24 protein-coding genes are annotated in these 26,271 nt (G+C 69.9%); 10 read left to right on the top strand and 14 right to left on the bottom strand.

Annotated elements, in window-relative coordinates; translation table 11 throughout:
• The first annotated feature begins 50 nt into the window (after positions 1-50).
• Both FHU35_RS21235 and FHU35_RS21230 read left to right on the top strand, forming a co-directional pair.
• Entirely contained in the window at positions 51-3,092 is a 3,042-nt protein-coding gene (locus FHU35_RS21235) for a bifunctional [glutamine synthetase] adenylyltransferase/[glutamine synthetase]-adenylyl-L-tyrosine phosphorylase (RefSeq protein WP_145742432.1), read from the top strand.
• 285 nt (positions 3,093-3,377) lie between these two features.
• Positions 3,378-4,238 carry an SMP-30/gluconolactonase/LRE family protein gene (locus FHU35_RS21230; RefSeq protein WP_145742430.1) on the top strand — a complete coding sequence of 287 codons (861 nt, stop codon included), beginning with the start codon at positions 3,378-3,380 and terminating at the stop codon, positions 4,236-4,238.
• A gap of 128 nt (positions 4,239-4,366) precedes the next feature.
• Here the strand turns inward: FHU35_RS21230 and glnA are convergent, their stop codons facing one another.
• Positions 4,367-5,791, bottom strand: a complete 1,425-nt coding sequence (glnA, locus tag FHU35_RS21225; RefSeq protein WP_145742428.1) for a type I glutamate--ammonia ligase — start codon at positions 5,789-5,791, stop codon at positions 4,367-4,369.
• A 263-nt stretch (positions 5,792-6,054) separates the two neighbouring features.
• On the opposite strand from glnA, the gene FHU35_RS21220 reads away from it, so the two are divergent.
• Complete coding sequence (locus FHU35_RS21220; RefSeq protein ID WP_246110460.1) at positions 6,055-6,480, top strand: RDD family protein; 426 nt, start codon at positions 6,055-6,057, stop codon at positions 6,478-6,480.
• A gap of 61 nt (positions 6,481-6,541) precedes the next feature.
• On the opposite strand, the gene FHU35_RS21215 is transcribed toward FHU35_RS21220, so the two are convergent.
• The 3 genes from FHU35_RS21215 to FHU35_RS21205 all read right to left on the bottom strand — a co-directional run bounded on the left by FHU35_RS21215 (position 6,542) and on the right by FHU35_RS21205 (position 9,172).
• A complete protein-coding gene (locus tag FHU35_RS21215) occupies positions 6,542-7,270 on the bottom strand; it encodes a DUF4191 domain-containing protein (RefSeq protein WP_145742424.1) in 729 nt (242 codons plus the stop codon).
• Between the two features lie 161 nt (positions 7,271-7,431).
• Positions 7,432-8,433, bottom strand: a complete 1,002-nt coding sequence (lipA, locus tag FHU35_RS21210; RefSeq protein ID WP_145742422.1) for a lipoyl synthase — start codon at positions 8,431-8,433, stop codon at positions 7,432-7,434.
• A 247-nt stretch (positions 8,434-8,680) separates the two neighbouring features.
• Complete coding sequence (locus FHU35_RS21205) at positions 8,681-9,172, bottom strand: hypothetical protein (protein WP_145742420.1); 492 nt, start codon at positions 9,170-9,172, stop codon at positions 8,681-8,683.
• 111 nt (positions 9,173-9,283) lie between these two features.
• Between FHU35_RS21205 and FHU35_RS21200 the strand changes: the two genes are divergently transcribed.
• Together FHU35_RS21200 and FHU35_RS21195 are read left to right on the top strand one after the other, a co-directional pair.
• Positions 9,284-9,886 carry a TetR/AcrR family transcriptional regulator gene (locus FHU35_RS21200; protein WP_145742418.1) on the top strand — a complete coding sequence of 201 codons (603 nt, stop codon included), beginning with the start codon at positions 9,284-9,286 and terminating at the stop codon, positions 9,884-9,886.
• A 45-nt stretch (positions 9,887-9,931) separates the two neighbouring features.
• Positions 9,932-10,876, top strand: a complete 945-nt coding sequence (locus FHU35_RS21195) for an LLM class F420-dependent oxidoreductase (protein WP_145742416.1) — start codon at positions 9,932-9,934, stop codon at positions 10,874-10,876.
• Between the two features lie 292 nt (positions 10,877-11,168).
• Here FHU35_RS21195 and FHU35_RS21190 read toward each other — a convergent pair whose 3' ends face one another.
• The 6 genes from FHU35_RS21190 to lpdA all read right to left on the bottom strand — a co-directional run bounded on the left by FHU35_RS21190 (position 11,169) and on the right by lpdA (position 17,839).
• Positions 11,169-11,636 (bottom strand): ArsR/SmtB family transcription factor, encoded by a 468-nt coding sequence (locus FHU35_RS21190; RefSeq protein ID WP_186459530.1) that lies wholly within the window; start codon positions 11,634-11,636, stop codon positions 11,169-11,171.
• Between the two features lie 14 nt (positions 11,637-11,650).
• Positions 11,651-12,733: a serine hydrolase gene (locus FHU35_RS21185; protein WP_246110459.1), complete on the bottom strand. Its 1,083-nt coding sequence runs from the start codon at positions 12,731-12,733 to the stop codon at positions 11,651-11,653.
• 56 nt (positions 12,734-12,789) lie between these two features.
• A complete protein-coding gene (gene lipB / locus FHU35_RS21180; RefSeq protein ID WP_145742413.1) occupies positions 12,790-13,536 on the bottom strand; it encodes a lipoyl(octanoyl) transferase LipB in 747 nt (248 codons plus the stop codon).
• Positions 13,537-13,581: 45 nt separating this feature from the next.
• Entirely contained in the window at positions 13,582-14,469 is an 888-nt protein-coding gene (locus tag FHU35_RS21175) for a TIGR01777 family oxidoreductase (RefSeq protein WP_186459529.1), read from the bottom strand.
• 106 nt (positions 14,470-14,575) lie between these two features.
• Positions 14,576-16,399, bottom strand: a complete 1,824-nt coding sequence (gene sucB, locus FHU35_RS21170; RefSeq protein ID WP_145742409.1) for a 2-oxoglutarate dehydrogenase, E2 component, dihydrolipoamide succinyltransferase — start codon at positions 16,397-16,399, stop codon at positions 14,576-14,578.
• A 69-nt stretch (positions 16,400-16,468) separates the two neighbouring features.
• Entirely contained in the window at positions 16,469-17,839 is a 1,371-nt protein-coding gene (gene lpdA, locus FHU35_RS21165) for a dihydrolipoyl dehydrogenase (RefSeq protein ID WP_145742407.1), read from the bottom strand.
• 247 nt (positions 17,840-18,086) lie between these two features.
• Here lpdA and FHU35_RS21160 point away from each other — a divergent pair, with 247 nt between their 5' ends.
• Positions 18,087-18,437 (top strand): oxidoreductase, encoded by a 351-nt coding sequence (locus FHU35_RS21160; protein ID WP_145742405.1) that lies wholly within the window; start codon positions 18,087-18,089, stop codon positions 18,435-18,437.
• A gap of 71 nt (positions 18,438-18,508) precedes the next feature.
• Here the strand turns inward: FHU35_RS21160 and FHU35_RS21155 are convergent, their stop codons facing one another.
• Complete coding sequence (locus FHU35_RS21155) at positions 18,509-19,009, bottom strand: OsmC family protein (protein ID WP_145742402.1); 501 nt, start codon at positions 19,007-19,009, stop codon at positions 18,509-18,511.
• A 182-nt stretch (positions 19,010-19,191) separates the two neighbouring features.
• On the bottom strand, positions 19,192-20,679 hold the full coding sequence (locus FHU35_RS21150; protein ID WP_145742400.1) for a leucyl aminopeptidase: 1,488 nt from the start codon (positions 20,677-20,679) through the stop codon (positions 19,192-19,194).
• Positions 20,680-20,885: 206 nt separating this feature from the next.
• Here FHU35_RS21150 and FHU35_RS21145 point away from each other — a divergent pair, with 206 nt between their 5' ends.
• Together FHU35_RS21145 and FHU35_RS21140 are read left to right on the top strand one after the other, a co-directional pair.
• Entirely contained in the window at positions 20,886-22,139 is a 1,254-nt protein-coding gene (locus FHU35_RS21145) for an APC family permease (RefSeq protein ID WP_145742398.1), read from the top strand.
• Positions 22,140-22,146: 7 nt separating this feature from the next.
• Positions 22,147-22,809 (top strand): ribonuclease FAU-1 family protein, encoded by a 663-nt coding sequence (locus FHU35_RS21140; protein WP_145742396.1) that lies wholly within the window; start codon positions 22,147-22,149, stop codon positions 22,807-22,809.
• A gap of 189 nt (positions 22,810-22,998) precedes the next feature.
• Here FHU35_RS21140 and FHU35_RS21135 read toward each other — a convergent pair whose 3' ends face one another.
• On the bottom strand, positions 22,999-23,295 hold the full coding sequence (locus tag FHU35_RS21135) for a hypothetical protein (RefSeq protein WP_145742394.1): 297 nt from the start codon (positions 23,293-23,295) through the stop codon (positions 22,999-23,001).
• A gap of 135 nt (positions 23,296-23,430) precedes the next feature.
• Between FHU35_RS21135 and FHU35_RS21130 the strand changes: the two genes are divergently transcribed.
• Positions 23,431-24,534 (top strand): branched-chain amino acid aminotransferase, encoded by a 1,104-nt coding sequence (locus FHU35_RS21130; protein WP_145742392.1) that lies wholly within the window; start codon positions 23,431-23,433, stop codon positions 24,532-24,534.
• 53 nt (positions 24,535-24,587) lie between these two features.
• Here FHU35_RS21130 and FHU35_RS21125 read toward each other — a convergent pair whose 3' ends face one another.
• A complete protein-coding gene (locus FHU35_RS21125) occupies positions 24,588-25,004 on the bottom strand; it encodes a pyridoxamine 5'-phosphate oxidase family protein (protein WP_145742389.1) in 417 nt (138 codons plus the stop codon).
• 82 nt (positions 25,005-25,086) lie between these two features.
• Between FHU35_RS21125 and FHU35_RS21120 the strand changes: the two genes are divergently transcribed.
• On the top strand, positions 25,087-26,013 hold the full coding sequence (locus tag FHU35_RS21120; protein ID WP_145742387.1) for a cupin domain-containing protein: 927 nt from the start codon (positions 25,087-25,089) through the stop codon (positions 26,011-26,013).
• Positions 26,014-26,271: the final 258 nt, after the last annotated feature.

The following is a 26,271-nucleotide window of genomic DNA, read 5'->3' as shown; positions in this document are numbered from 1 at the left end:
CTTGCGCAGGCGGCTCCACGGAGGGGGCCGCCGCGGGCTACGGTTCGGTTATGGCCCACAGCAACTCGTCCAGGTCCGGCTCGGTTCCGTCGACGGCCAGGTACGGGTTCAGCGACGCTGAACGAGCTGAGGAGCAGTTGCGGCGAGCCGGCTGGTGGTCGGATCGCGGTCCGGGTGAGGCCGAACCGATCATCGCGGCCCTGTCCCGCACACCTGATCCCGATCTCGCGCTGCACTCGTTGGAGCGCATGCAGGAAGCGTCGCCGGAGGAGTGGGACGCGTTGGCCGCTGCGGTGGCCGAGGACGTAGGACTTCGCGGCCGGCTGTTCAGCGTGCTCGGCGAGTCCACCGCCTTCGCGGATCACCTCGCGGCGCACCCGGGTGACTGGGCCCGCCTGACCTCCGATGCGACGCCACCCGAGACCGTCGACGAGTGGTCCGCCGCGCTGCTCGCAGCCGTGGGTGCGGAAGGTGACGGCGAGCCGGGGACCGAAGGTGGCCCGGTGGCGAAGCTGCACGGGCCGGAGGCGGTCCGCGCGCTGCGAGCGACCTACCGCGCGCTGCTGCTGGACGTCGCGGCGCGCGACTTGGGGAGCATCGCCGAGCCGGGACTCCCGACGGTTCCCTACGACGAGATCGCCGACATGCTCTCGGACATGGCGGTCGCCGCGCTGAAGGCGGGTCTGGCGGTGGCGCTCGCCGAACTGGGCAGCGCAGAGATCGAGGACTTCCCGAGGCTTTCGGTCATCGCGATGGGCAAGTGCGGCGGACGCGAGCTGAACTACGTCAGCGATGTCGACGTCGTGTTCGTCGCTGACAGCGAAGCCGACATCGCGGTCGGGACGCGTTTGGCGAGCCTCATGATGCGAGTCGTGGGGCCGGCCTTCTTCGACATCGACGCCAACCTGCGGCCGGAAGGCAAGGCGGGCGCGCTGGTCCGCACCCTCGACGGGCACCTGAGCTACTACCGCCGGTGGGCCAGGACCTGGGAGTTCCAGGCACTTCTGAAGGCACGCCCGGTGGCCGGCGATGCGGAGCTGGGGCTGCGCTACCTCGAAGCGGTGCGGCCCATGGTGTGGACGGCCGCCGAGCGGGATGACTTCGTGGCCGATGTGCGCTCCATGCGACGCCGCGTCGAGGAGCACGTGCCATCGGATCTGGCGGAGCGAGAGCTGAAGCTGGGACGCGGTGGGCTTCGCGACGTGGAGTTCGCGGTGCAGCTGCTGCAGATGGTGCACGGGCGCAGCGACGAGTCGTTGCGGTCGTCGTCCACTTTGGAGGCTCTGCGCGGTCTGGGCGATGGCGGCTACGTGGCCAGGGCCGATGCCGCGGACCTGATCGACTCCTACCGTTTCCTGCGGACCGTGGAGCACCGGTTGCAGCTGCGTCAGCTGCGTCGCACCCACTTGTTCCCGGAGTTCGACGACGCCGAGGCGCTCGGCGTGCTCGGTCGCGCGGTCGGGTTCCGCTCGAGCGGTCGCAACAGCGCGGCGCAGGCGCTGGTCGCGGAGTTCCGGCGGCACGCCAAGCGGGTTCGCCGACTGCACGAGAAGCTCTTCTACCGCCCGTTGCTGGAGGCGGTGGCGAACGTCCCCACCGAAGCGATGCGGCTGACGACGTCCGCTGCGGCGGAGCGGCTCGCCGCGCTCGGCTACACCTCGCCGCAGGGAGCGTTGACGCACATCGGTGCGCTGACCTCGGGTGTGTCGCGCCGGGCGAGCATCCAGGGGACGCTGTTGCCGGTTCTGCTGGACCTGTTGGGCAACACGCCGGATCCCGACGGAGGCCTGCTGGCGTACCGCAAGGTTTCCGAAGCTCTGGCCGAAACCCCGTGGTACCTGAGGCTCTTGCGGGACGAGGGCGTGGTGGCGGAACGGCTCGCGCAGCTGCTGGGGACGTCGAAGCTGGTGCCGGAGCTGCTGATCCGCGCTCCTGAGGTGTTGCGGCTGCTCGCGGACACGCCCGCGCTGGCCGAGCGGGACTCGCGCGAGGCGGCGCAGTCGCTGCGCAGCACGGTCGCCCGGTACGCCGATCCGCAGCGGGCGGTGGCCGCTGCGCGTTCGCTGCGCAGGCACGAGCTCTTGCGCATCGCCTGCGCCGACCTGCTGGGCCTGGTCGAGCTGAACACCGTGTGCCAGGCGTTGTCGAACATCTGGGTCGCGGTGCTGGAATCGGCGCTCGACGTCGCGTTGCGGGACACCGCTTCTCGCTGGGGAGGCGAGGTCCCCGCCAGGATCGCGGTGATCGGGATGGGCAGGCTCGGGGGCGCGGAGCTCGGCTACGGTTCGGATGCCGACGTGCTGTTCGTGTGCGAGCCGGTCGGTGACGCCGACGAGGCGAGGGCGTCGAAGTTCGCGGGCTCCGTGGTGGAGCAGGTGCGCAGGCTGCTGGGAGCGCCGAGCCAGGATCCGCCGCTGGAGGTCGACATCGACCTGCGCCCGGAGGGCAAGCAGGGGCCGCTGGTGCGGTCTCTGGATTCCTACCTCTCCTACTACCGGCGTTGGGGCGAGGCGTGGGAGTTCCAGGCGCTGTTGCGGGCTCGCGCGGTGGCCGGCGACGCGGACCTGGGGGAGCGGTTCTGCCGGGCGATCGACCCGATCCGGTATCCGGAAGGCGGGCTCGAGGAGGCCAAGGTCCGGGAGATCCGCCGGATCAAGGCCCGCGTCGACGCCGAGCGCCTCCCGCGCGGCGCGGACCCGGCGACGCACACCAAGCTCGGGCGGGGCGGCCTGGCGGACGTGGAGTGGACGCTGCAGCTGTTGCAGCTCCAGCACGCCCACGAGAACCCGGCGCTGCGGACCACCTCGACGTTGGACGGGCTGCGGGCGGCGGCGGAGGCAGGCTTGCTCGAGGAGTCCGAGGCTCAGGAGCTCATCGACGCGTGGATGCTGGCGACCCGCTTCCGCAACGCCGTGATGCTGGTCCGCGGCAAGCCGGGCGACCAGCTGCCCAAGCACGTGCAGGAGCGCGTTGCGGTGGCGGCGGCGCTGGGATACCCGGCCGAGGTCGACACGGGCGAGGTCGTCGACGACTACCTGCGGGTCACCCGCCACGCGAGGGCGGTCGTCGAAGGGATCTTCTACGAGCCGTGAGGATCGGCTGGTTCGACGAATTCTTCGCACTCGTTCAGCATGTTCGGGGAGCGCAGAACGGGTGCTGATCTCGAATTCCACCGGTGCTGTGGAAGTCGATCGCGCGAATCGGCAGAACTCCGTGCGGGTGCAATGACGACGCAGCTGATGATGCTCGCGTCCGTTTCTCCGGCGAAGTGGGCCAGACCAGGAGAGCGCGGAAACCCGCCGGTCGGCGGTCCCCTGCAGCTGAATGGATCCCTAATCTGATCGAGGCACCGCGGCCTGGGATAAGGGGACTGGAATATGTCCGAGGACTTCGAGCTGCTCGTCGACCGACAGGCCCTTTGCGGAGCGGGTCCGCTTTGGACGTCCGCCCAGAATTGCGTGTATTGGGTGGATCTGCTGCGCAGAGAATTGCACACCTTCTACCGCGATACCGGGGTGGACGAGGTTCGGGTGCTCCCGCGCAAGGTCACCGCGCTCGCGGCCACCCGGCAGGGCCAGCTCATCGCCGCGGCCAACGGCGGGTTCTCCCGGGTGCACCTGGGACGTTCGGGGCTGGAGCCGGTGGTGCAGGTGCGCAACGGGGACCGGATGAGCGTCGGGGGCTGCGATCCGGCGGGTCGCTTCGTGGCGTGCACCACCACTCACGCGGCCGACCTGCGGGCCAGCGGGTGCTACGTGCTGGACGGCAACAGGGCGCGGCTGCTGGTGGACGGCTTGACCGCGCCGGGCGGGGTGGCGTGGAGCCCTGATGGCAGCCGGATGTACCTGGTGGACATGCGCACCATCTGGGTCTACGACTACGACGCCCAGCGCGCCCGCGCGTTCGCCGGACGCAGGTGGGTGGTGTGCGCGGAGGCCGACGGCAGTCCGGAAGGGCTGGCGGTCGACTCGGAGGGCTGCGTGTGGGTGGCGATGCACTGGTCGGGCCGAATACACCGCTACTCGCCGGGCGGTGATCTGGAGACGATCTTGTGGGCGCCGACGAGGCGCGTCACCGGACTCGCCTTCGGCGGTTCCCGCCTGGAGGAGCTCTACGTGACCTCGGCCTGCTTCGGCTACGACGAGCCGGCGATGAACGCTGACCCCTACGCGGGCTCGTTCCTCCGCTTCCGGCCCGGTGCCACGGGCGCACCCCTGATGCCCTGGCAGGGGATCTGACCCGCTGCGCGCATTCGATGATGATCACCGGCTGGTGATCATCCAATGCTAATAGCGGATCGACATCGGCCCCGGACGCGAAGAGGCCCCGCCGGTTCCGGCGGGGCCTGCTCGCACTGGTCATCGACTCACACGTCGAAGTACAGCGAGAACTCGTGCGGGTGCGGGCGGAGGCGGATCGGGTCGATCTCCTCCTCGCGCTTCAACCGGATCCAGGTCTCGATCAGGTCCGGGGTGAACACGCCGCCCTCGAGCAGGAAGTCGTGGTCGGCTTCCAGGTTGTCGATGGCCTCGGCCAGCGAGTTCGGGACGGTCGGGACGTTCTTGGCCTCTTCCGGCGGGAGCTCGTAGAGGTCCTTGTCGATCGGCTCGGCCGGCTCGATCTTGTTCTTGATGCCGTCCAGACCGGCCATCATCATCGCGGCGAACGCCAGGTACGGGTTGCCGGACGGGTCCGGGCAGCGGAACTCGACCCGCTTGGCCTTCGGGTTCGAACCGGTGATCGGGATGCGCATGCACGCCGACCGGTTGCGCTGCGAGTACACCAGGTTCACCGGAGCCTCGTAGCCCGGCACCAGGCGGTGGTAGGAGTTCACCGACGGGTTGGTGAAGGCCAGCAGTTTCGGGGCGTGGTGCAGGACGCCGCCGATGTAGTGGCGCGCCATGTCCGACAGGCCCGCGTAACCGGCCTCGTCGTAGAACAGCGGGCTGCCGTCCTTCCACAGCGACATGTGGCTGTGCATGCCCGAACCGTTGTCCTCGAACAGCGGCTTGGGCATGAAGGTGACGGTCTTGCCGTTCTCCCACGCGGTGTTCTTGATGACGTACTTGAACAGCTGCAGGTCATCAGCCGCGTGGAGCAGCGTGTTGAACTTGTAGTTGATCTCGGTCTGACCGCCGGTGCCGACCTCGTGGTGGGCGCGCTCGATCTCGAAACCGGACCCCTGCAGCTGCACGACCATCGTGTCGCGCAGGTCGGCGAAGTGGTCGTACGGCGAGACCGGGAAGTAGCCGCCCTTCATCCGCGTCTTGTAACCGCGGTTGCCGCCCTCCTCGTCGCGACCGGTGTTCCACCAGCCCTCGATCGAGTCGACCTCGGCGAAGGTCTTGTTCGGCGCCTCGCCGAACTTGACCGAGTCGAAGATGTAGAACTCGGCCTCGGCACCGAAGAACGCGGTGTCGGCCACGCCCGACTCCGTCAGGTACTGCTCGGCCTTGCGCGCGATGTTGCGCGGGTCGCGGCTGTAGGGCTCCAACGTGAACGGGTCGTGCACGAAGAAGTTCAGGATCAGCGTCTTCTCGGCCCGGAACGGGTCGACGCGCGCGGTGTAGGGGTCCGGCAGCAGCAGCATGTCGGACTCGTGGATCGACTGGAAGCCGCGCACCGACGAACCGTCGAAAGCGAGACCGTTGGTGAACGAGTCCTCGTCGAACGCGCCGGCGGGCACCGTGAAGTGCTGCATGACGCCCGGCAGGTCGCAGAACCGGACATCGACGAACTTCACGTCCTCATCGGCGATGAAGCGGAGGACCTCGTCTGGATTCTTGAACAAGCTGGGTGGCTCCTTCACGCAGTCGTACAGCTCACCGGTGCCACCTCGAACAGTCGCCGCCGGCTCGTCAATGACGGTATGTCACCGGTGTTGCCCCGGCGTCTCCTGAATGTTTCGCGGGCGTTAACGGACACCTGAACGGGTGACTCAGGTTACACTGCGCTGTTGAAGCCGATGCTCTGACCGGCCCTGGGGAGCCGGTGCGTACCCTGGATGACGTGCGAAATGTCCTCGGCTCGTGGCTCGATGGCCCGAGAAGCGCAGTGAACCAGGCGCGTGACCAGGCCAACGAGAAACGGCCGGCGTTCCGCGGCGAGAACCTCGGCCTGCCCGAGTCCGGACCCGGCGCAGCTGCGCCGCTGGGCAAGCGCCTGCTGGCGTTCGCGGTCGATCTGGTGCTCGCGGCGCTGATCACCGCCGCCTTCACCGTGCCCCACTTCCCAGGTGACTGGAGCCTGCTCACCTGGCTGGTCATCACCGTCGTACCCGTGTCGTTCTTCGGAGCGACCCCGGGCATGGCGCTCACCAAGATCTGGGTCGCGCGGGTGGACTCCACCACGATGGTCGGCCCCCTGCGCGCCGTGCTGCGCGGGCTGCTCACCGTGCTGATCATCCCGGCCGTGATCTGGAACTTCGACGGTCGCTCCTGGCACGACCGGATCAGCGGCACCATCGTCCTGCGCCGCTGACCTGCAGACGAAGAGCGGGCCCGGGGAAATCCACCCCGGGCCCGCTCTCGTTGGCTCCGCGCTACTTGGCGCGACGCATCGCGCGCGAGACGTTGCGCATCTTGGCTCCCTGCGGAACCGGGCCCTTCGGCATGGCGTTGCCGCGGCTCGCCAGAGCGGCCAGGCGGTTCTCGATGCTGTCGATCTGGGCCGGGCTGATGTTGCGCGGCAGCTTCATGAGCCGCTGCTGCAACTTCGGCAGCGGGATCTGGCCCTCCTCGTTGCCCACGATCACCTCGTAGATCGGGGTATCGCCGACCAGGCGCGCCACCCGCTTCTTCTCCTGCGCGACCAGGCTTTTGACGCGACTCGGCGAGCCCTCCCCGACGAGCACGATGCCCGGCCGGCCGATGATCCGGTGCACCGCGTCGAGCTGCTGCGTCCCGGCCACGGCCTGGGAGACCACCCAGCGCCCGCGCAGGTTGTCCAGAGCCCAGCCCGCAGCCCCCGGCTGGCCCTCGGCCTTGCGGTAGACCGTCGACTGCACCCGGCGACCGAAGATGATGACGGCCGCGAGCAGGCCGAACGCGATGCCCACCGGCGAGAACACCCAGTGCAGACCCCAGATCAGGCCCAGCAGGAACACCACGACTGTCACGCCGAAGAACGCCGCGAGCATCAGCGGGAGGAGGAGCTTGTCCTCCCGGCGCTGCATCTTGAACGCCTCGAAGATCTGCTTGACGCGGCCTGCGGAAGCCTGACGTCGCTGTTTGGCCGCCTCTTTCTTGGCGGCCTTGTCCTGCTTGGCCATGCCCACCAGGATACGGCTCTCTTCTGCGAGGTTGTAGTTGCGTCCCTGGTGCCGTGATCGAGATGTGTTCGGTCACGTGAAGTGGGGGGTGGGGAAGTTTTCATGAAAACTTCCCCACCCCCCACACCACTGAGCAAGGCGACCGCGGAAGGTCGGGTACCTCAGCGGTTGAGCAGGCTGCTGGCTTCCTGCGCGGCCGTGCCTGCCTGGGCGAGGTGGGCCATGTTGTCCGGGAGGGGCATGCCCCGGTGGACGGTGGCCTTCGCGAACAGGCGGCCCGCTCGGTAGCTGGAGCGGACCAGCGGTCCGGCCATCACGCCCGGGAAGCCGATCTCCTCGGCCGCCTGGGTGTGCTCGACGAACTCCTCCGGCTTCACCCAGCGGTCGACCGGGTGGTGCCGCGGGCTCGGCCGCAGGTACTGGGTGATGGTGATGATGTCGCAGCCCGCGTCGCGCAGATCCTGCAGCGCCGGACGCACCTCGTCGGGCGTCTCGCCCATGCCGAGGATCAGGTTCGACTTGGTGACCAGGCCGGCGTCGCGCGCCTGGGTGATCACCTCGAGGGACCGCTCGTAGCGGAATCCGGGACGGATCCGGCGGAACACGCTGGGCACGGTCTCCAGGTTGTGCGCGAGCACCTCGGGCCGGGAACCGAAGACTTCCTCCAGCTGGTCCGGCTCGGCGTTGAAGTCCGGGATGAGCAGCTCCACACCGGTGCCCGGGTTGAGGTCGTGGATCTGGCGGACCGTCTCGGCGTAGAGCCAGGCCCCGCCGTCCTCCAGATCATCGCGGGCGACACCGGTGACCGTGGAGTAGCGCAGGCCCATGGCCTGCACGGACTCGGCGACCTTGCGCGGTTCGGAGGTGTCCAGCGCGGCAGGCTTACCGGTGTCGATCTGGCAGAAGTCGCATCGCCGAGTGCACTGGTCACCGCCGATGAGGAACGTGGCCTCGCGGTCTTCCCAGCATTCGAAGATGTTCGGGCAACCCGCCTCTTCGCAGACGGTGTGCAAGCCCTCGCGCTTGACGAGTCCCTTGAGCTCCTTGTACTCGGGACCCATCCGCGCGCGGGTCTTGATCCACGACGGCTTCTTCTCGATCGGAGTCTGGCTGTTGCGGGCCTCCAACCGCAGCAGCTTGCGACCCTCAGGCGCCACAGTCACGCGCCCAGGCTACGCCCTCAACCCCCGGTCTTGGTCAAGGGAGTCCGGCTGATCAGCGAATATTTTCGCAGGTGGTGACCGCTGTCACCGATGCTCCACGGCCTGTGCGCAATGCTGCCCCGCAGGCCCGCGAACCGGGCACAGTGCACAGCCCCGGAGGGCGTGGGGGGTTCAACGCGAGCGCGCGGTGCGAACGGGACCAACCCCCAGGCCGGTACCGTTCGCACCGCGCGTGTGGGGGTGCGGGTCAGAGGCTCGGGATGAGCTTGCGGAGCCCGCTGGGGCGAGCGCGCTCGCCCGGCTCGGGCGTCGCCCGCAGGAGCTTGAGGAACGCGCGGCCGACTCGGGTGATGTCCTGCGCGGGTTCGTGCTCCTCCGCGAGGCCTGCGGCGATCGCCAGCATCCGGTGCTCGCGGGCGGTGGCCTCGGCCAGCGTCGGGTCGTCCGAGTGCACGTCGAGGGCGGCTCGCAGGCCCGGGTTGGCGTTGACGGTGTGGCGCCAGGCCATCGTGACCGCCTTGACCCGGTCGTCGTGCGGTGCGTCCTCGGTGTCGTCCAGCGCGACCTCGACGCGACCGGTCAGCTGCTGCATCCACTTGTGCTGCAGGGCGGCGAGCAGTTCGCCGGTGTCGCGGAAGGGAGTCGGGACGGTGTCGAAGGCTGCTGAGAGGTCTCGACGAGCGCTGTCGAGGGTCTCGGCCAGCGCCTGCTGCCTCTGGTGGAAGTCGTTCCAGCTCATGGCGCTCTCCAGGGATCGGGGATACCCGAGGTGCAGCGACATACTGCCGGTATGTCGCTGCACCCACGGTAGCACGGCGTCGTACCGTCGGTATGTCATAAGGTTGTGAGCATGCCTACAGCTCGTCCGCGGCGCATCGAGTACTCCGAATCCACCAGGCAAGCTCTGGTGGATTCCGCTGTGGAGCTGTTCACCGAGCACGGCTACTCGCAGACGTCTCTCGAAGAGATCGCCAAGCGGGCGCGGGTCACCAAAGGCGCCCTCTACCACCACTTCGGCGGCAAGCAGGCCCTGTTCGAGGCGGTCTTCAGCGCCGTGGAGGCCGGGGTGGTGGCACGCCTGTCGGAGGTCGTGTCGGACTCCGGGGACCCGTGGGAAGCCACCCGGTCCGGGCTGAGGGCATTCCTGGAGGTCTGCCTGGAACCCTCCTACCAGCGCGTCGTCGTGCAGGACGGGCCCGCCGTGCTGGGGTGGGGCCGCTGGCGCGAGGCGGAGGAGGCCCACACCTTCGGCGTGCTGCGCGCGGTCGTGTCGAACCTCGTCGCCTCGGGGGAGATCGGTGACGACCTGCCGGTGGACGCGCTGGCGCGGATCATGTTCGGCGCGCTGTCGGCGGGCGCGATCGCGATCGCCGGGTCCGATTCGCCGGTGCAGGAGCGCGCCGACATCGCCGTGTGCGTCGAGCGGGTGCTCAACGGTCTCCGCGTGGCCTGACCACCTCCCGGCGGGGCGCGGCCCCGCCGATTAGCCTCGGAGATCGTGACAGAGAACTTCAAGTTGCGGATCTTCACCGAACCTCAACAGGGCGCCGGCTACGAGGACTTGCTCCGCGTCGCCACGCACGCCGAGGACACCGGTTTCGACGCGTTCTTCCGTTCCGACCACTACCTGAAGATGGGGTCGGTCACCGGCGAGCCGGGGCCGACCGACGCCTGGGTGACCCTGGCCGGGCTCGCGCGCGAGACGAGCAGGCTGCGGTTGGGCACGCTGATGACCGCCGGCACCTTCCGGCTTCCCGGGCCGTTGGCCATCTCGGTGGCGCAGGTCGACCAGATGTCCGGCGGCCGAGTCGAGTTCGGCCTCGGCAGCGGGTGGTACGAGGAGGAGCACACCGCCTACGGCATCCCGTTCCCCTCGCTGAAGGAGCGCTTCGACCGCTACGCCGAGCAGTTGGAGATCATCACCGGTCTGTGGGAGACCCCGGACGGCGAGAGCTTCTCCTTCGACGGGGAGCACTACCAGCTCGCGGATTCGCCGGCGCTGCCCAAGCCCGCGCAGCGGCCGCGCCCGCCGGTGCTGATCGGAGGCGCGGGCAAGAAGCGCACGCCCGCGCTGGCAGCCCGGTTCGCCGACGAGTTCAACCTGCCGTTCGTCGACGTCGACACCGCGGTCGCGCAGTTCGAGCGCGTCGACGCCGCCTGCCAGGCGATCGGCCGGGACAGCGGCGAGATCGTCCGGTCCGCGGCGATGGTCCTGTGCGTGGGCAAGGACGAGGGAGCGTTGGCCCGTCGTGCCGAGGCCATCGGCCGCGAGGTCGCCGAGCTGCGCGCGAACGGTCTCGCGGGCACGCCGGACGAGGTCGTCGACAAGATCGGATCGTGGCGCGAGCGCACCGGCATCACCCGCCTCTACCTCCAGGTCCTCGACCTCGCGGACCTCGACCACCTCGACGTCGTGGCCGACCAAGTGGCCCCGCAACTCTGAGAGCGTCCCCGGCAAGTCCCAGTTTTAGTCCAAACCGAGCCATGATCATGTCCGAAATGTCGGCTCAGTTATGACTAAAACTGGGACTTGGTGGGTGTCGTTGCTTCAGGTGTGGGACTCAGCTGGCACCGCCGCGGGTTCTCACACGTCGTCTGGCGAGTACGCCGCGACGCCGTGTATTGGCATACATCAGGAGTGGCGCACGGAGTCCAGGCGGCGTGTGAGGTTCCGCTACCCGCACCGCCAAGCAAGGTGATTCTGCAATGACCCCTAAAACTAGGACTTGGTGAGGTCAGCGGAGTTGGTCGGCGATGTCTGAGGCCGCTGTGAGCAGGACCAGTGCGGGGATGGTCGCCTGGGGGCGCAGCCGGTAGGAACCGCGCTTGTCCTGTTCCACGAGGTGGGTCGCGGTGAGGGACTTCAGGTGGTGGTAGAGCCGCCCGGTCGAGCCGAGGTCGGCCGCTTCCTGGAGCGCGGCCGCCGGTTGGGGGCCGTGGGTGGCCAGGAGGCGGACGATCGCCGCGCGCGCCGGGTGGCCCAGGGCGGCCAGGACGTCGGTGCGCGGACCGTCGGGCAGCTCGAGCACTCTCGCCGGATCGACCTGGATGGTCCAGTCCAGCTCCGCAGGTTCGGCGAGGTGACCCTCGTAGTGCAGGTGGCCGCCGCTGGGTCCGGCGGCGGGTTCCGAGCTCGCCGAGCGCTCGGACTCCAGGTCCGCCAGGCGGGCTTCGAGGGCTTCGACGCGCTGTTGCAAGTCCACTCGACGAGCTTGCCTCAGCCGCCCAGCGCCGTCGCGAACCGGTCCCGCCAGCGAGGGTCCTGGATCGCCATCAGCAGCGGCAGGCCGGGGTCGCCGGTGCTCAACTGCTCGGCGGTGATCTCCCCGTGCGCCAGCAGCGCGCCCCACCCGGTCGAACCGTCCTCGCGACGCACCGAGATTCCGCAGGTCAGCACGTGGGGAAGGCTGCCTCCCTTGAGCCCGACGCCGCTCACGCCCGGCGGCAGCGAACCGGCCAGCGCGTGTTCCAGGTGTCCCCGAGCGAGGCCGCCTTCGCCGCTGAGCGCCCGGTGAACGGCGGCCACCCGGGCGCTCGAACCCGACGCTGTGGTCGAGGCCCACGCGATCTGCTCGGGGTAGGTGGGCAACTGGGTCTGCAGTCGTCTCAGCACCTCCTGCCGCAGCGCCGGGTCGTCGCGGTGGCGCTGCTCCAGGGCGAAGCCCCACTCCTGGCGGGCGGCCTGCGGGATCCCCGCGGGCGGCGCGGTTTCCGGCAGCACGAGGAACAGGTACTCCGCGCACAGCGATCGCACGTCGGCGTCGGGCCAGCCGCGCGCCGCGCCCGCGCGCGTCACCGCGTGCGCGCCCAGCCGGTCGCGCAGCAGGTCGGGTGCGGCGCTGTCGCTGAAGGCGATCATCACCGCGACCACGTCGTCCAGCGTGACCCGGCGCTCGGGATCGGCCGCGTGCAGCCCGGTTTCGTCGAGGGGCACGCCGAGGTGTTGGAGGGCGGCCGGGTGCGCGCCGCCGTCGGTGGGCACGTAGTAGCGCTCCCAGTCGCCGACCCGGACATCTTCGCGCGGGTCGAGCGCGCCGCTCGCCACGGCGTTCTGATAGGCCGCGAGGTGCAGCACCTTGACCGCGGAGGCGAGCGGCTGCGCGGCATCGGCGCGGTGGGCCAGGCGGCCTCCGCGACCGTCGTCGAGCACCAGTCCCAGGCCGTCGCGGTGGGCGGCGGCCCAGGCCAGCCAGCCTTCGGGCGTGGCCAGATCGGGTGGCGCGGCGAAGGCTGGGCGGGCGAGCAGCAGGGGAGTCGCGGCTCCGGCCGCGATGAGCAGGCTCCGACGGGAAAGCGGCACGACCACTCCTCTAGTGTTCCGATTTTCCGGAATACTAGAGGAGTGGAGAGCGCGTGTCAGCGGAGGCTGGGATCCAGTGCGAGCGTGACGCCCGCCGCTGCGGCTCGGGGACGGGCGATGTTGCGCTCGCTGAGCTCCAGCCGGCCGTCCAAGGCGTCCTGCACCGCTTGCTCGACCAGCGGATACACCTCGTCGACCGGGACGTCGCGGCCGAGTTCGGCCGAGAGCGACGTGGTTCCGGCGTCGGCGATGCCGCAGGGAACGATGCGGTCGAACTCGCGCAGGTCGGCGTTGCAGTTGAGCTCCAGCCCGTGCATGGTCACGCCGCGCTGGACTCGGATCCCGATGGCGGCGATCTTCCGCTCCGGCCGTCCGTCCGCGGCCGCCAGCCACACGCCGCTGCGGCCCTCCACGCGCCCGGCGTCGAGGCCGAACCGGTCGCACACGTGGATCAGCGCCTGTTCCAGGCGGCGCACGTAGTCCACGACGTCGATCGGGTCGGACAGCTCGACGATCGGGTAGCCGACGATCTGGCCCGGCCCGTGCCAGGTGATCTTGCCGCCGCGGTCCACGTCGATGACCGGCGTGCCGTCCGACGGGCGGTCCTCCGGCTGGGTGCGCTTGCCCGCGGTGTAGACCGACGGGTGTTCCAGCAGCAGCAGGGTGTCCGGGTTCGCACCCTCGACCCGGCCGGTGGCGATCTCCCGCTGCAGGTCCCAGGCGTCGAGGTAATCGATGGTTCCCAAGTGCTGCACGGACATCGGCTCGGACGACGCGCGGCAGGACGAATTGGCACGACTCACGGCGCCAGGCTACGCCTCGCGGACGCCCCGCCGGCCGAAGGTCGGTTACCTCCCGGTAGCCGCGGCCAGCGCCGCTCCGAGGGTCGGGTGCTGGAAGGTGAAGCCGTTGGCCTCCAGCACCGTCGGCATCGCTCGCTGGCCGGTCAGCGCGGTGTCGGCGAGCTCGCCCATGACGGTCCGGAGCGCGAAACCGGGCACGATCCACGGCGCCGGGCGGCCGAGCGCTTCGCCGAGCGCGCGGGTGAACTGGGTGTTGGTGACCGGGGCCGGCCCCGTGAGGTTCACCGGTCCGGTGATGTCGGAGTTCTCCAGGGCGAAGCGGATCGCGGCGATCTCGTCGTCCAGCGAGATCCACGGCATGTACTGGGTTCCCGGCCCGAGCCTGCCGCCGAGCATCAGCGAGAACAGCGGCCGCAGCTGGCCGAGCAGACCGCCGGAGGGCGAGATCACCAGGCCGGTGCGCAGCAGGACCACGCGCGCCCCGGCATCGGCGGCGGGAGCCGTCGCCGCCTCCCAACGGCGGCACAGCCCCGCTAGGAAGTCCGATCCGGGAGACGAGGTTTCGGTGACCGGGTGCGAACCGGTGTCGCCGTAGAAGCCGACCGCCGAGGCGTTGGCCAGAACGGGAACTCCGCTGTCGGCCACCGCTTTCGCGAGCACCTCGGTGGACCGCACCCTGGCCTGCAGCAGGTGGCGCTTGCGCTCGGGACTCCAGCGCTTGGCCCCGATGCCCGGTCCGCTGAGGTTCACCACCGCGTCGGCGCCGTCCAGGGTGTCGGCGTCCAGCCTGCCGCTGTCGGGGTCCCATCTCCGCTCGTCCGGAGCGGCAGGCACACGGCGGACCAGCCGAACCACCTGGTGCTCACCCTGGCGGAGTCCGGCCACCAGTGACGTTCCGATCAGTCCCGACGAACCGGCGACGACGACGCGCATGCCCGGCATCGTCCCGCACCGGTTGCGCCCACGCGAACCTTTCGGATGCGAAAAGGAGCGGCCGCCCACCGCAAACCGGTGAGCGGCCGCTTCCCCTGCGAAGGGCTCAGAGACCGAGGTCGGCCTCGAAAGCGCCCTCTTCCAGTCGCTGCTTGAGCGTGGCCAGGAAGCGGGCGGCGTCAGCGCCGTCGACCAGGCGGTGGTCGTAGGACAGCGCCAGGTACACCATCGAGCGGATGGCGATCGTGTCGCCGCCGTTCTCGTCCGCCACCACGACCGGGCGCTTCACGACGGTGCCGGTGCCCAGCATGCCCACCTGCGGCGGGTTCAGGATCGGCGTGTCGAACAGCGCGCCGCGGCTTCCGGTGTTGGTGATGGTGAACGTGCCACCGGAGAGCTCGTCGGGCTTGATCTTGTTGTTGCGGGTCCGCGCCGCCAGGTCGGCGATCTTGCGGGCCAGCCCGCCGAGGTTGAGGTCACCGGCGTCGTGCATCACCGGCGAGACCAGACCGCGCTCGGTGTCGACCGCGATCGCCAGGTGCTCGGCGCCGTGGTAGGTCACCGAGCTGCTCTCCTCGTCGATCGAGGCGTTGAGCTTCGGGTGCAGCTTCAGCGCCTCGGCCGCGGCCTTGGCGAAGAACGGCAGGAACGAGAGCTTGACGCCCTCGGACGCCTCGAAGCTGCCCTTGGCGCGGTCGCGGAGCCGGGCGATGCGGGTGACGTCGACCTCGATCACCGTGGTCAGCTGCGCCGCGGTCTGCAGCGACTCGACCATGCGGCGGGCCAGCAGCTGCCGCAGTCGCGACATCTTCTGCGTGGTGCCGCGCAGCGCCTTGGCCTCGTCCGACGGCTCGACCGCGGCGGCCGGGGCGGAGCTCGGGGTGGCGGCGGCAGCAGCGGCCGGGGCGGCCGGAGCCGTCTGAGCCGGAGCCTGCTTGGCGTCGATCGCCGCCTGGACGTCCTGCTTGCGGATGCGTCCGCCGACACCGCTGCCCTTGATCGAGGTCAGGTCGATGCCGTGCTCGTTGGCCAGCTTGCGCACCAGCGGAGTCACGTACGGAGCTCCGCCGTTGTTCGCCGGTTCTTCCTCGGCGGGTTCCTGAGCCGGAGCCGAAGCGGCCGGCTGAGCCGGAGCCGAAGCGGCCGGCTGAGCCGGAGCCGCGGGCTGGGCCGGAGCCGCAGGGGCAGCCGGAGCCGCGGGCTGAGCCGGGGCAGCCGGAGCGGCCGGAGCCGGGGTGTCGGCCGCTTGGGCCGGGGCCTGCTGCGCGGGCTCGGCAGCGGGTGCCGAAGCGGCGGAACCGGCGGCACCGATCACCGCGAGCTTGGCGCCGACCTCGACGGTGTCGTCCTCACCGGCGCTGACCTCCAGCAGGGTGCCGGCGACGGGCGAGGGGATCTCGGTGTCGACCTTGTCGGTGGAGACCTCCAGCAGCGGCTCGTCGACCTCGACCGAGTCGCCGACCTGCTTGAGCCACCGGGTGATCGTGCCTTCGGTGACGCTCTCGCCCAGGGCGGGCATGGGCACGTCGGTGCCCTGCGCGTCACCGGCCGGGGCGGGCTGCGAGGCGGGCGCCTCGGCGGCCGGGGCCGGAGCGGGCTCGGCCGGAGCCTCAGCGGCGGGAGCGGGCTCGGCGGCCGGCTCGGGCTCGGCCGCCTGAGCCGGAGCGGCGGCGGGAGCAGAGGACTGCTCACCGGCGTCACCGATGACGGCGAGCTCGCCGCCGATCTCAACGGTGTCGTCCTCCTGGGCGACGATGCGCTGCAGCACACCGGCGGCGGGGGACGGGATTTCGGTGTCGACCTTGTCGGTGGAGACCTCCAGCAGGGGTTCGTCGACCTCGACGGTCTCGCCCTCCTGCTTGAGCCACCGGGTGATCGTGCCCTCGGCGACGCTCTCGCCGAGCGCCGGCATCTGAACGGAGAAGGCCATCGGTTGCTGACTCCTCGTGGGTGTGGCGGGGTGCGGCTGTCTTTTCGCTGCTGTCGCGTGCGCTGCGGGTCAGCCGTGCACGTGCAGCGGCTTGCCGGCCAGGGCGAGGTGCGCCTCGCCCAGAGCTTCGGTCTGGGTGGGGTGGGCGTGGACCAGGGGAGCGACGTCCTCCGGCAGCGCCTCCCAGTTGTAGATCAGCTGCGCTTCGCCGATGAGCTCACCGACGCGGTCGCCGACCATGTGCAGGCCGACGACGGGGCCGTCGGTCGCGCGGACCAGCTTGACCGCGCCCTGGGTCTTGAGGATCTGGCTCTTGCCGTTGCCCGCGAGGTCGTAGGTGAAGGTCTCCACCGAGCCGTACTGCTCCTTGGCCGCGGCTTCGGTCAGACCGACCGAGGCGACCTCGGGGTGGCAGTAGGTGACGCGCGGGATGCCGGCCTCGTCGATCGGCTGCGGGTTCTGGCCCGCGATCTCCTCGGCGATGAAGATGCCCTGCTGGAAACCGCGGTGCGCCAGCTGCAGCCCGGGAACGATGTCGCCGACGGCGAAAACGCCCGGCACGTTGGTGCGCAGGCGCTCGTCGGTGCGCACGAAGCCGCGCTCCACGTTGATGCCGACCTGCTCGAAGCCGTGCCCCGCGGTGTTCGGGCCGCGTCCGACGGCCACCAGAAGCAGGTCCGCGTCGTAGGTCTCGCCGTTCTCCAGGCTGACCGAGACGCCGTCGTCGTTCTGGGTGGCGCCGGTGAACTTCACGCCGGTCTTGAACTTGATGCCGCGCTTGCGGAAGGCGCGCTCCAGGCGCTTCGAGGCGAACTCGTCCTCGTTGGGCACCAGGTGCGGCAGCGCTTCCACGATGGTGACCTCGGCGCCGAAGGAGGCCCAGACGCTGGCGAACTCGACACCGATCACGCCGCCGCCGAGCACGACGACCTTGTTCGGGACGTAGTCCAGGTTCAGCGCCTGCTCGCTGGCGATCACGCGTCCGCCGAGCTCCAGGCCCGGCAGCGACTTGGAGTACGAACCGGTGGCCAGCACGACGTTCTTGCCGGTGTAGCGAGTGCCGTCGACCTCGACGGTGTTGGCGTCGACGAGGGTGCCCGCACCCTCGATCAGCTGCACCTTGTGGGCCTTGGCCAGGCCCTGCAGGCCCTTGTGCAGGCCCGAGACGATGGTGTCCTTGTACTTGTTGACACCGTCGATGTCGATGCCTTCGAGGGTGGCGCGCACCCCGAACTGGTCGGCGTCTCGGGTGGAATCGGCGACCTCGGCCGCGTGCAGCAGGGCCTTGGTCGGGATGCAGCCTCGGTGCAGGCAGGTCCCACCGAGCTTGTCCTTTTCAATGAGGACGACGGACAGGCCGAGCTCGGCCGCGCGGAAAGCGCAGGCGTAGCCGCCCGAACCGCCGCCGAGAATGACCAGATCGGCGGACGTGTCGGTCACTTCGCACTCCTCGACAGGGCGTCATTGACTTGCAGTGGGTGGCGTGACCTGGTGGTCATGCACACCACCGGCCATCTTGTCACCACCCGAGCAGCCGATGCGCGGTGGGCCGGGTGATCTGTGCTGCATTCAGAGCGTGCCCACGAGTGCGCACCGCGCATTCTCAGCTCGTTTTCACACTCCGCACATGTTCGCGGTGGCAAAATCGGAAGGATCAGGCCCGAATCGGGAATGGGAGGCGAGTGCGGTGGGATTATTCGACCGGTTCCGCGGTCGTCGTCCCGGCACCGGGCGGCGGGCCACTGCTGCGGACACCGATCACCTCCGCGACTGGGCTGCGCAGCGGCGCGGCGTCGAGGGTTATCTGGAACCGCAAACCCTCGTCACCGAGACGACCTTGCTGCTCATCGCGCACGACGGGGAATGGACTCGGCGGCGAGTGGAGTCGCCCGCGGCGGCCGGGCGATTCACCAGGAAGCTCGAAATGCCGCTCTACGAGATCACCAAGGTCGGTTATCCGCAGCGGATGCGTGATTACCAGGCTCGGCAGCGCATTCTTCGCAAGCGCGCGCAACGCGCCGCCGACGAACGGCCGTGAACGCGCGAGTCGTCTCGTTCACAGATTCGCTGCGCGCACGGCCTGGCGGGGCCTGAATCGATTCGCCGGAATCAGTTCGCGACGCGAGTGGTCGGCTTGAAGCGCACCGGGAACGTGACGGACTTGGCGATGTAGCAGAGCTCGTGGGCCCGCTCGTGCAGGGCCTCGGCGACGTCGACCGTCGCTGAATCGCACACGGTGACCTCGGGGGCGAGCTCGATCGCCTCGAACTGGCCGGTGCCGTCGGAGTTCTCCGCGAGGATGCCGCGCGCCTGGTCGTGGTAACCGGTGACCACGACGCCGGAGTCGGCCGCCAGGTGCAGGAACCACAGCATGTGGCACTGCGAGAGCGACGCGACCAGCAGCTCTTCGGGGTTGTAGCGGTCCGCGTCCCCCAGGAACACGGGATCGGCCGAGGCGTCGATCGAGTCCTTGCCGTGGGCGCGGACCTCGTGGGTGCGCTCGTAGCTGCGGTAGGAAGTGGTGCCCTGGCCGGTGTTGCCGGTCCACACCACGTCGACCTGGTAGCCGTGCCTGGTCGCGGTCAGCGTGGCCGGTTGCGATTCGGTCATAAACCCATCGTGACATCGGTGCACCCTGCAGTGGTGACCTTTTCGTGACCCGTATCACAAATACCGGTGGGAGGTCACCGCGGGTTGAACGCGTTGTTCCGCATCGTGGGCGAATTGCCGGTTCTGCCCAGGGGTGGCCGGCACGGCCGGTCACCCCCGGGCAGAAATCGCTGCGCCGAGCGTCAGCCGTTCTCGGCGATGTCGGCGAGCACCGCCGCGAGCGTGCGGACCGGGACGCCGGTGCCGCCCTTGGGGGTGTAGCCCCAGGGCGAGTTGGTGTTGTAGGCCGGGCCCGCGACGTCGATGTGCGCCCACTGCACGCCGTCGGCCACGAACTCGCGGAGGAAGATCCCCGCAGCCAGCATCCCGCCCCAGCGGTGGTTGGTGACGTTGGCGAGATCCGCGAGCTTCGAGTCGAGGTCGGCGCGCAGCTCGTCCGGCAGCGGCATCGGCCAGCCGCCCTCACCGGAGGCCTGCGACAACCGGGCCACCCGGTCGCGGAAGGTGTCCTCGCCCATCACGCCCGGAGTGCGGTTGCCCAGCGCGACGACCTGCGCACCCGTCAGCGTCGAGGTCTCGATCAGGTAGTCGGGCTCGTCCTCGCAGGCCCGCACCATCGCGTCGACCAGGACCAACCGGCCCTCCGCGTCGGTGTTGAGCACCTCGACGGTCTTGCCGCCGTACATCTTCAGCACGTCACCGGGGCGGTAAGCCGTTCCGGAAGGCATGTTCTCGGCCATCGGGACGGTGGCGGTGATCTCCAGCGGGTAGTTCAGCTTCGCCGCCAGCACCATCGTCGCGATCACCGAGGCGGCACCGGACATGTCCGAGGTCATGTTCTCCATGCCACCGCCCGGCTTCAGCGAGATGCCGCCGGTGTCGAAGGTGATGCCCTTGCCGACCAGCGCGACCTTCTTCGCGCCCTTCGGTCCCTTGTGCCGCAGCCGCACCAGGCGCGGCGGGCGGGACGAGCCCGAGCCGACGCCGAGGATGCCGCCGAAGCCCTGCTTGCGCAGCGCGGCGTCGTCGAGGACCTCGACCTCCAGACCGGCCGACTTGGCCAGCTCCCCGGCACGCTCCGCGAAGCTGGCGGGGAACAGGTCGTTCGGCGGGGTGTTGATCAGGTCGCGGGCGGTGTTGACGGCCTCGCCGATCGCGGTGCCGCCCTTGAGCGCGTGGGAAGCGGCTCCGGCCTTGACGTCGGAGACCAGGAAGTCCACCGCGGCCACCGGGCCGTCGCCGTTGCTCGACTTGTACTCGGTGAAGCCGTACGCGCCCATCACCGTGCCCTGCACGGTGGCCGCCAGGTCCGCGGCCGACAGCGTGGTCGCGGCGTGCTCGACGCCGGACAGCGCGCGGGCGGCGGCACCGGAGGCGCGGCGCACGGCCTCCGAGCTCGGGCCGTCCTCGCCGGCCTTGCCCAGTCCGACGGCCAGCAGCACGGTCGCGGTCAGCCCGGGAGCGGGCAGCTTGACGACCTCATCGGCCTTGCCGCTCGCACCCAGCGACGTCAGCACCTTGACCAGGTCGCCGTCGAACGCGGTGGCAACCGGCTCGGCACCCGGTGCGAGCTGGAGGCCGTCGGCGCCGGCGATGGTGCCGATGACGAGCGCGTCCGCGCTCAGCTTGGCCACCGCGGTATCGGTGAGGGCGAGTTTCGGGGTCGTCACGTGGTCATCCTTCCGGATCGGTGCTGTGGTTCTCCCAGAGCCTTCCCGCACTCTAGAACGCCGGGTCGACCGGTGATCGGCATGTTCACCGTGAGCGTGGCGCGAGCGCGGGAGGTCACATCCGTCATACGCCCGCGGGCGGGCGCTCGCCATGACTCAGCCGACAGGCGGCTGAAGTACCGGGACCGGTCTGCAAAGGTGGGCCGGTGACCCGCCAGGTTGAAACGGACAGCCGATTGACGACCGGTCGTGACGCCCTGCCGCTCGCGCTCAGCGGCATGATCGGCGTCGGAGTGCTGGTCGGACCCGCTCCCGCAGCAGCGGCGGCGGGCCCGTGGGCGCTGCTCGGACTGCTGGTCGCCCTGCTCGCCGCGGTGTGCGCCGCCTCCGCCACCGCCTTCCAGGCCAGCTCCTACCGCAGCCCCGGGGCGGTCTACGACTGCGTGCGGGAGCGGATGGGGCTGCTGCCGGCCCGCGTCGGAGCCTCCGCCCACATCGCCGCGCGGGTCGCGGCGATGGCCGCGATCGCCCGCGTGATCGGCGAGTTCTTCCTGCCCGGCGGGAGCGCGATGGTCGCGGGCGCGGCGATCCTGCTCGTGGTGCTGGCGGCGACGGCGGGCTTGCGGATCCGCGGTGCGGCCGCCTGGCTGTGGGTCGCGCTGAGCCTGGCGGTGATCGCGCTCGTCGTGGCGATCTGCTTCGCCATCGACCCGGTCGGCGGTCCGCCCGTGCACGTCGACCCCGGGGCCTCCCCGGACAGCGCGGTCGGGATCGTCGGCGCAGGTGGCGTGCTGTTCCTGGCGTTCACCGGCTTCGAGAGGCTGACCGCGCCCGCCCACGGCGACCGCGCGCCCTGGATGTCGATCCGCCGCGCCGGTGCGCTCTCGCTGGTGGTGACGGCGGTGCTGTCGGGCGTGATGATCGTGGCCCTCGCCCACCAGCTGGGCTGGTCGCGGCTGGCGCTCTCGCCGATGCCGATCCGCGACGTGCTCACCGCCGCCGCAGCCGCAGACCTGGTGCCGCTGGTGTCCGTCGGAGCAGCCGTCGCACTGCTGCCGGTGCTGCTGGGAGCCCTGGAGTCCGCCCGCTCGACCGGCCTCGCGCTGGTGCGCGACGGCGAACTGCCGCGCGTTCTGGACCGCACCGGACCTTCGGGGAGCCCGTACCTGCTGGACCTGATCGCGGGGGTCGCCGCGGTGATCGTCTCGCAGCTGTTCACCCCGGTCGCGTTGATGTCCTTCGCGGCCTGCGCGTTGCTCCTGCACTACGCTCTTGCCAATGCAGGCACCCGTTTGCTGCTCTCCGATGGGCCCACTTGGCCCATGCGGGGTGCGTGCCTTGGGATGGGTTTGTCGGTCGTGCTGGCTATGAGCATGCCGGTTTCTGCGATGCTGACAACGCTCGGCGTGGTTGTTGTCGGTCCGTTGCTGGCGGGAATCGTTTCGCGCCGGTGGAAATGAGGCGGTCATGCCCAATTCGACTGTGGACGAGACCCGGAATTCTCGGCTGCACCAGTGGTCCTCTGGCGACGAAGTGCTCTACAGCTTCTGGCGCCTGGACGGTTCTCTCGGCACCGTGCACCCGGCTCGCGTCGTCTCCGACGACGGTGAGGAGCTGCTGTGCTGGGTGCTGCCGGACACTCCGATCCGGATCACCACCTCCCCGGACGGTCGCAGTCCGCGAGAAATGCCGCTCGCGGAGCGGTTCTCAGGCCCCCGGGTGCCCGCCCGGTCGACCTGGCGAGGCACGTCGACGTTGCGTCTGGTCCACGAGAGCCGCTGGTCATCGGTGTGGTGGTTCTTCGAACCCGACGGGAGTTTCCGGAACTGGTACGTGAACCTCGAAATCCCGCGCGGCCGCGACGAACACGGCGTGCGCCGGGTCGACGGCGTGCTGGACGTGGAGGTCTGGCCGGACGGCAGCTGGTCCTGGAAGGACGAGCACGAGCTCGACGACGCGCTCGCCGCAGGTCGTTTCAGCCAGGCCGAACTGGCGAAGCTGCGGGCCGAGGGCGAGGAGATGATCGCGCGAGCCAAGGACGGGTTGTTCCCGTTCGACGGCACCTACTGCGATGCCCGCCCGGACCCGACCTGGTCAGTGCCGAAGCTCCCCGCGTACCTGCTCAGCTGATTCAAGCGGCGTCAGGCGCTTTCTCCTGTCACCATCCTCGCAGCTTGCACCGCCGGGGGTTCTGAGCGGTTTCGTGGCGAGTACGCCGGGACGCCGTGCATTGGCGTACATCAGGAGCGGCGCACGGAGTCCACGGAGCCGCTCAGGTTCCCCTGCTCGCACCGCTGAGCAAGATGAGCGGACGAAAAGTCAGCTGATCGAGATGAACAGGAGCAGGGTGATCACCGCGACCAGGACGGTCGTGCCGACCACGGAACCGGTGGTCACCTGCTGCGGGAACCACTGCTTGTACTTGTCGCGCCACCAGAAGGCCCAGCCCGCGCAGCCGATGGCCGCGAGGACGACCCCGAAGACCCCGATCCACGCGTAGCCGAGGGTGAGCAGCATGCCCCCGCCGAACGGCATCAGGGCTGCGAGCGCACTCGCGCGGACGTCCTGCTGGACGGATGTCGGCTGCGGCGCGGGGGTGTTGTCGGCCTGGGTCATGCACCCATCATATGTTGCGCGCGGTGGCGGATTCAGCAGAATCTCTGCGTCCGTTTCGCAACGGGTCGATACTTGGATGACCAACTGACGACAAGCCGGTTTCCACTGCTCCAGCGCACGCGATACCGTACGCGCATGAGCGGAGAACTGTCCTTCACCCGTACCCCCAACCCGCAACCGGCCTCGGCAGAGCGCCGCGCGGAGGTATTGGGGAATCCGGGGTTCGGCAAGTTCTTCACCGACCACATGGTGACGATCAAGTGGTCCGAGGAGCAGGGCTGGCACGACGCCCGCCTGGAGCCCTACCACTCGCTGGAGTTCGACCCGGCGACGTCGGTCCTGCACTACGCGCAGGCGATCTTCGAGGGCTTGAAGGCCTACCGGCAGCCCGACGGCTCGATCGCGGCGTTCCGCCCGGACGCCAACGCTCGGCGTTTCCGCAGTTCCGCGAACCGCATCGCGATGGCGGAGCTGCCCGAGGACCTGTTCGTCGAATCCCTGCGCGAGCTCGTCGCCGTGGACCGCGACTGGGTGCCCAGCACCGGTGAGAGCTCGCTGTACCTGCGTCCCTTCATGGTCTCCACCGAGGTCGGCCTGGGCGTGAACCACCCGTCGAAGACCTACCTGTACTCGCTGATCGCCTCGCCCGCCGGCTCGTACTTCGCCGGTGGCGTGAAGCCGGTGACGGTGTGGCTGAGCCACGAGTACGTGCGCGCCGCGCCCGGCGGCACCGGCGCGGCCAAGTTCGCAGGCAACTACGCGGCGTCGTTCCTGGCGCAGGCGCAGGCCGTCGAGCAGGGCTGCGACCAGGTCGTCTGGCTGGACGCCTGCGACCGGCACACGGTCGAGGAGATGGGCGGCATGAACCTCTTCTTCGTGTTCGGCTCCGGTTCCGACGCGAAGCTGGTGACCCCGGCGCTGAGCGGCAGCCTGCTGCCCGGCGTGACCCGGTCTTCGCTGCTGGAGCTCGGCAAGGAGATCGGCATGCAGGTCGAGGAGCGCAAGATCACCGCCGAGGAGTGGGAGAAGGCCGCGACCACCGGCGAGCTCACCGAGGTCTTCGCCTGCGGCACGGCGGCCGTCATCACCCCGGTCGGTCACGTCAAGCACCGCGACGGGGAGTTCGGCATCGGCGACGGGCAGCCCGGCGAGGTCACCATGAAGCTCCGCGAGCGCCTGACCGCGATCCAGTACGGCACGGCCGAGGACAGCCACGGCTGGATGACCAAGCTCGGCTGACACCGAGGCGTTCCGGTGCCCCCTGCGATGCGATCGCCGGGGGCACCGTCGTCTCAGAAGTCGAGGCGGCTGACCCGTTCCGGGTGGAGGACGATGCGGAGCCAGGTCCCGGCGCGGAGTTCGTCGAGGGCGCGGGCGCGGGCCGGGTCGTCGAGGTCCCAGTAGCGGGCGGCCAGGCGTTCGACCAGCTCCGGCGCTCCACCGGGTTCCACGGTGGTGCGGCCGGAGATCGACAACCAGCGCTCGCGCTCGGTCGCGGGCGCCGCCACGACCAGCGAGGCGCGCGGATCGCGTTCCAGGCGGCCGACCTTGGGCGAGTCCGGGTCGGTGAACAGCTCGATCGTCCCCGCGGCGGTGGCCTCGAACCACACCGGCCGCGGCTGCGGTGGCAACGGTGTCGCGGCCACCGACAGGAAGCCGTGCAGCGGGCGCTGGAGGAACTCGATGTCGTGGGCGGTCAGCGTGCTCATGGCAGTGATTCAACGCCGCCGGCGCGGACGAATACATAGGTGAGGAGCCGGATCACCTGCGTCATCGTCTAGCGTCGGCGGTGTGGACGCGTTCGGTGACCTCTTCCGGGGGTTGCGGGCCCAGGGCTCGCTGTTCGGCAGTTCGACGTTGACCGCGCCGTGGTCGCTGCGCTTCGTCGATGGGGCTCCGCTGACCTTGTGCACAGTCCTCGACGGGCACGGCTGGATCGTCCCCGAGCGCGGTGAGCCGGAGCAGCTGCGTGATCGGGACACGGTCGTGGTGCGCGGACCGGCGGCGTTCACGTTCGTCGACGAGCTCGGCACATCGGCGGAACCGGTGGAATGCGGTGAGTTCTGCGCGACTCCCGAGCAGGGCGGGACGCGGCACCGGCTCGGCTGGCACGACCCGGGGGAGGGGCCGGGGGCGACGTTGATCGTCGGCGCCTACCCGCTGCGCGGCGAGATCAGCCGCCGGTTGCTGGAGGCCCTGCCCGTGGTGCTGCGAGTCGAGGCGGGCGGCACCGGCGATCCGGTGCTCGACCACCTCGCCGCCGAGGTCGCGGTGGATTCTCCGGGTCAGCAACTGGTGCTCGACCGGTTGCTGGACTGGATGCTCGTGTGCACGTTGCGCGAGTGGTTCGACCGCCCGGGAGGTGAACCTCCCGCGTGGTGGGCGGCCCAGCGGGATCCCGTCGCAGGGGAGGCGCTGCGCCTGGTGCACGCGGAGCCGGCGGAGCCGTGGACGGTCGCGGAGCTGGCCGAACGCGTCGGGGTGTCGCGCTCCACGCTGGCCAAGCGCTTCTCCGAGCTGGTCGGCGAACCGCCGCTGACCTACCTCGCGCGCTGGCGCATGACCCTCGCGGCCGACCTGCTGTCCAGCCGCGACTCGCGCACGATCGCCGAGATCGCTCGCGCGGTCGGCTACGCGGACCCCTTCACCTTCAGCGCCGCCTTCAAGCGCATCCGAGGCACCACCCCGAGCGCCCACCGAGGCAATTCCCAGTTTTAGGGGTCCTTGCAGAATCACTTTGCTTGGCGGTGCGGGTAGCGGAACCTCACACGCCGTCTGGACTCCGTGCGCCACTCCTGATGTCTTCCGCTTACCCCAGGGTGGACATCGGCGTCGCGGCGTACTCGCCAGACGACGAGTGAGAACCCGCGGCGGTGCCAGCTGAGTCCCACACCTGAAGCAACGGCCTCCGCCGCACCGAGTCCCAGTTTTAGTCCAAACCGAGCCATGATCATGTCCGAAATGTCGGCTCAGTTA

Source organism: Saccharopolyspora dendranthemae, assembly GCF_007829955.1.
Lineage (GTDB): Bacteria > Actinomycetota > Actinomycetes > Mycobacteriales > Pseudonocardiaceae > Saccharopolyspora > Saccharopolyspora dendranthemae.
This window is presented reverse-complemented; position numbering and strand designations above follow the sequence as displayed.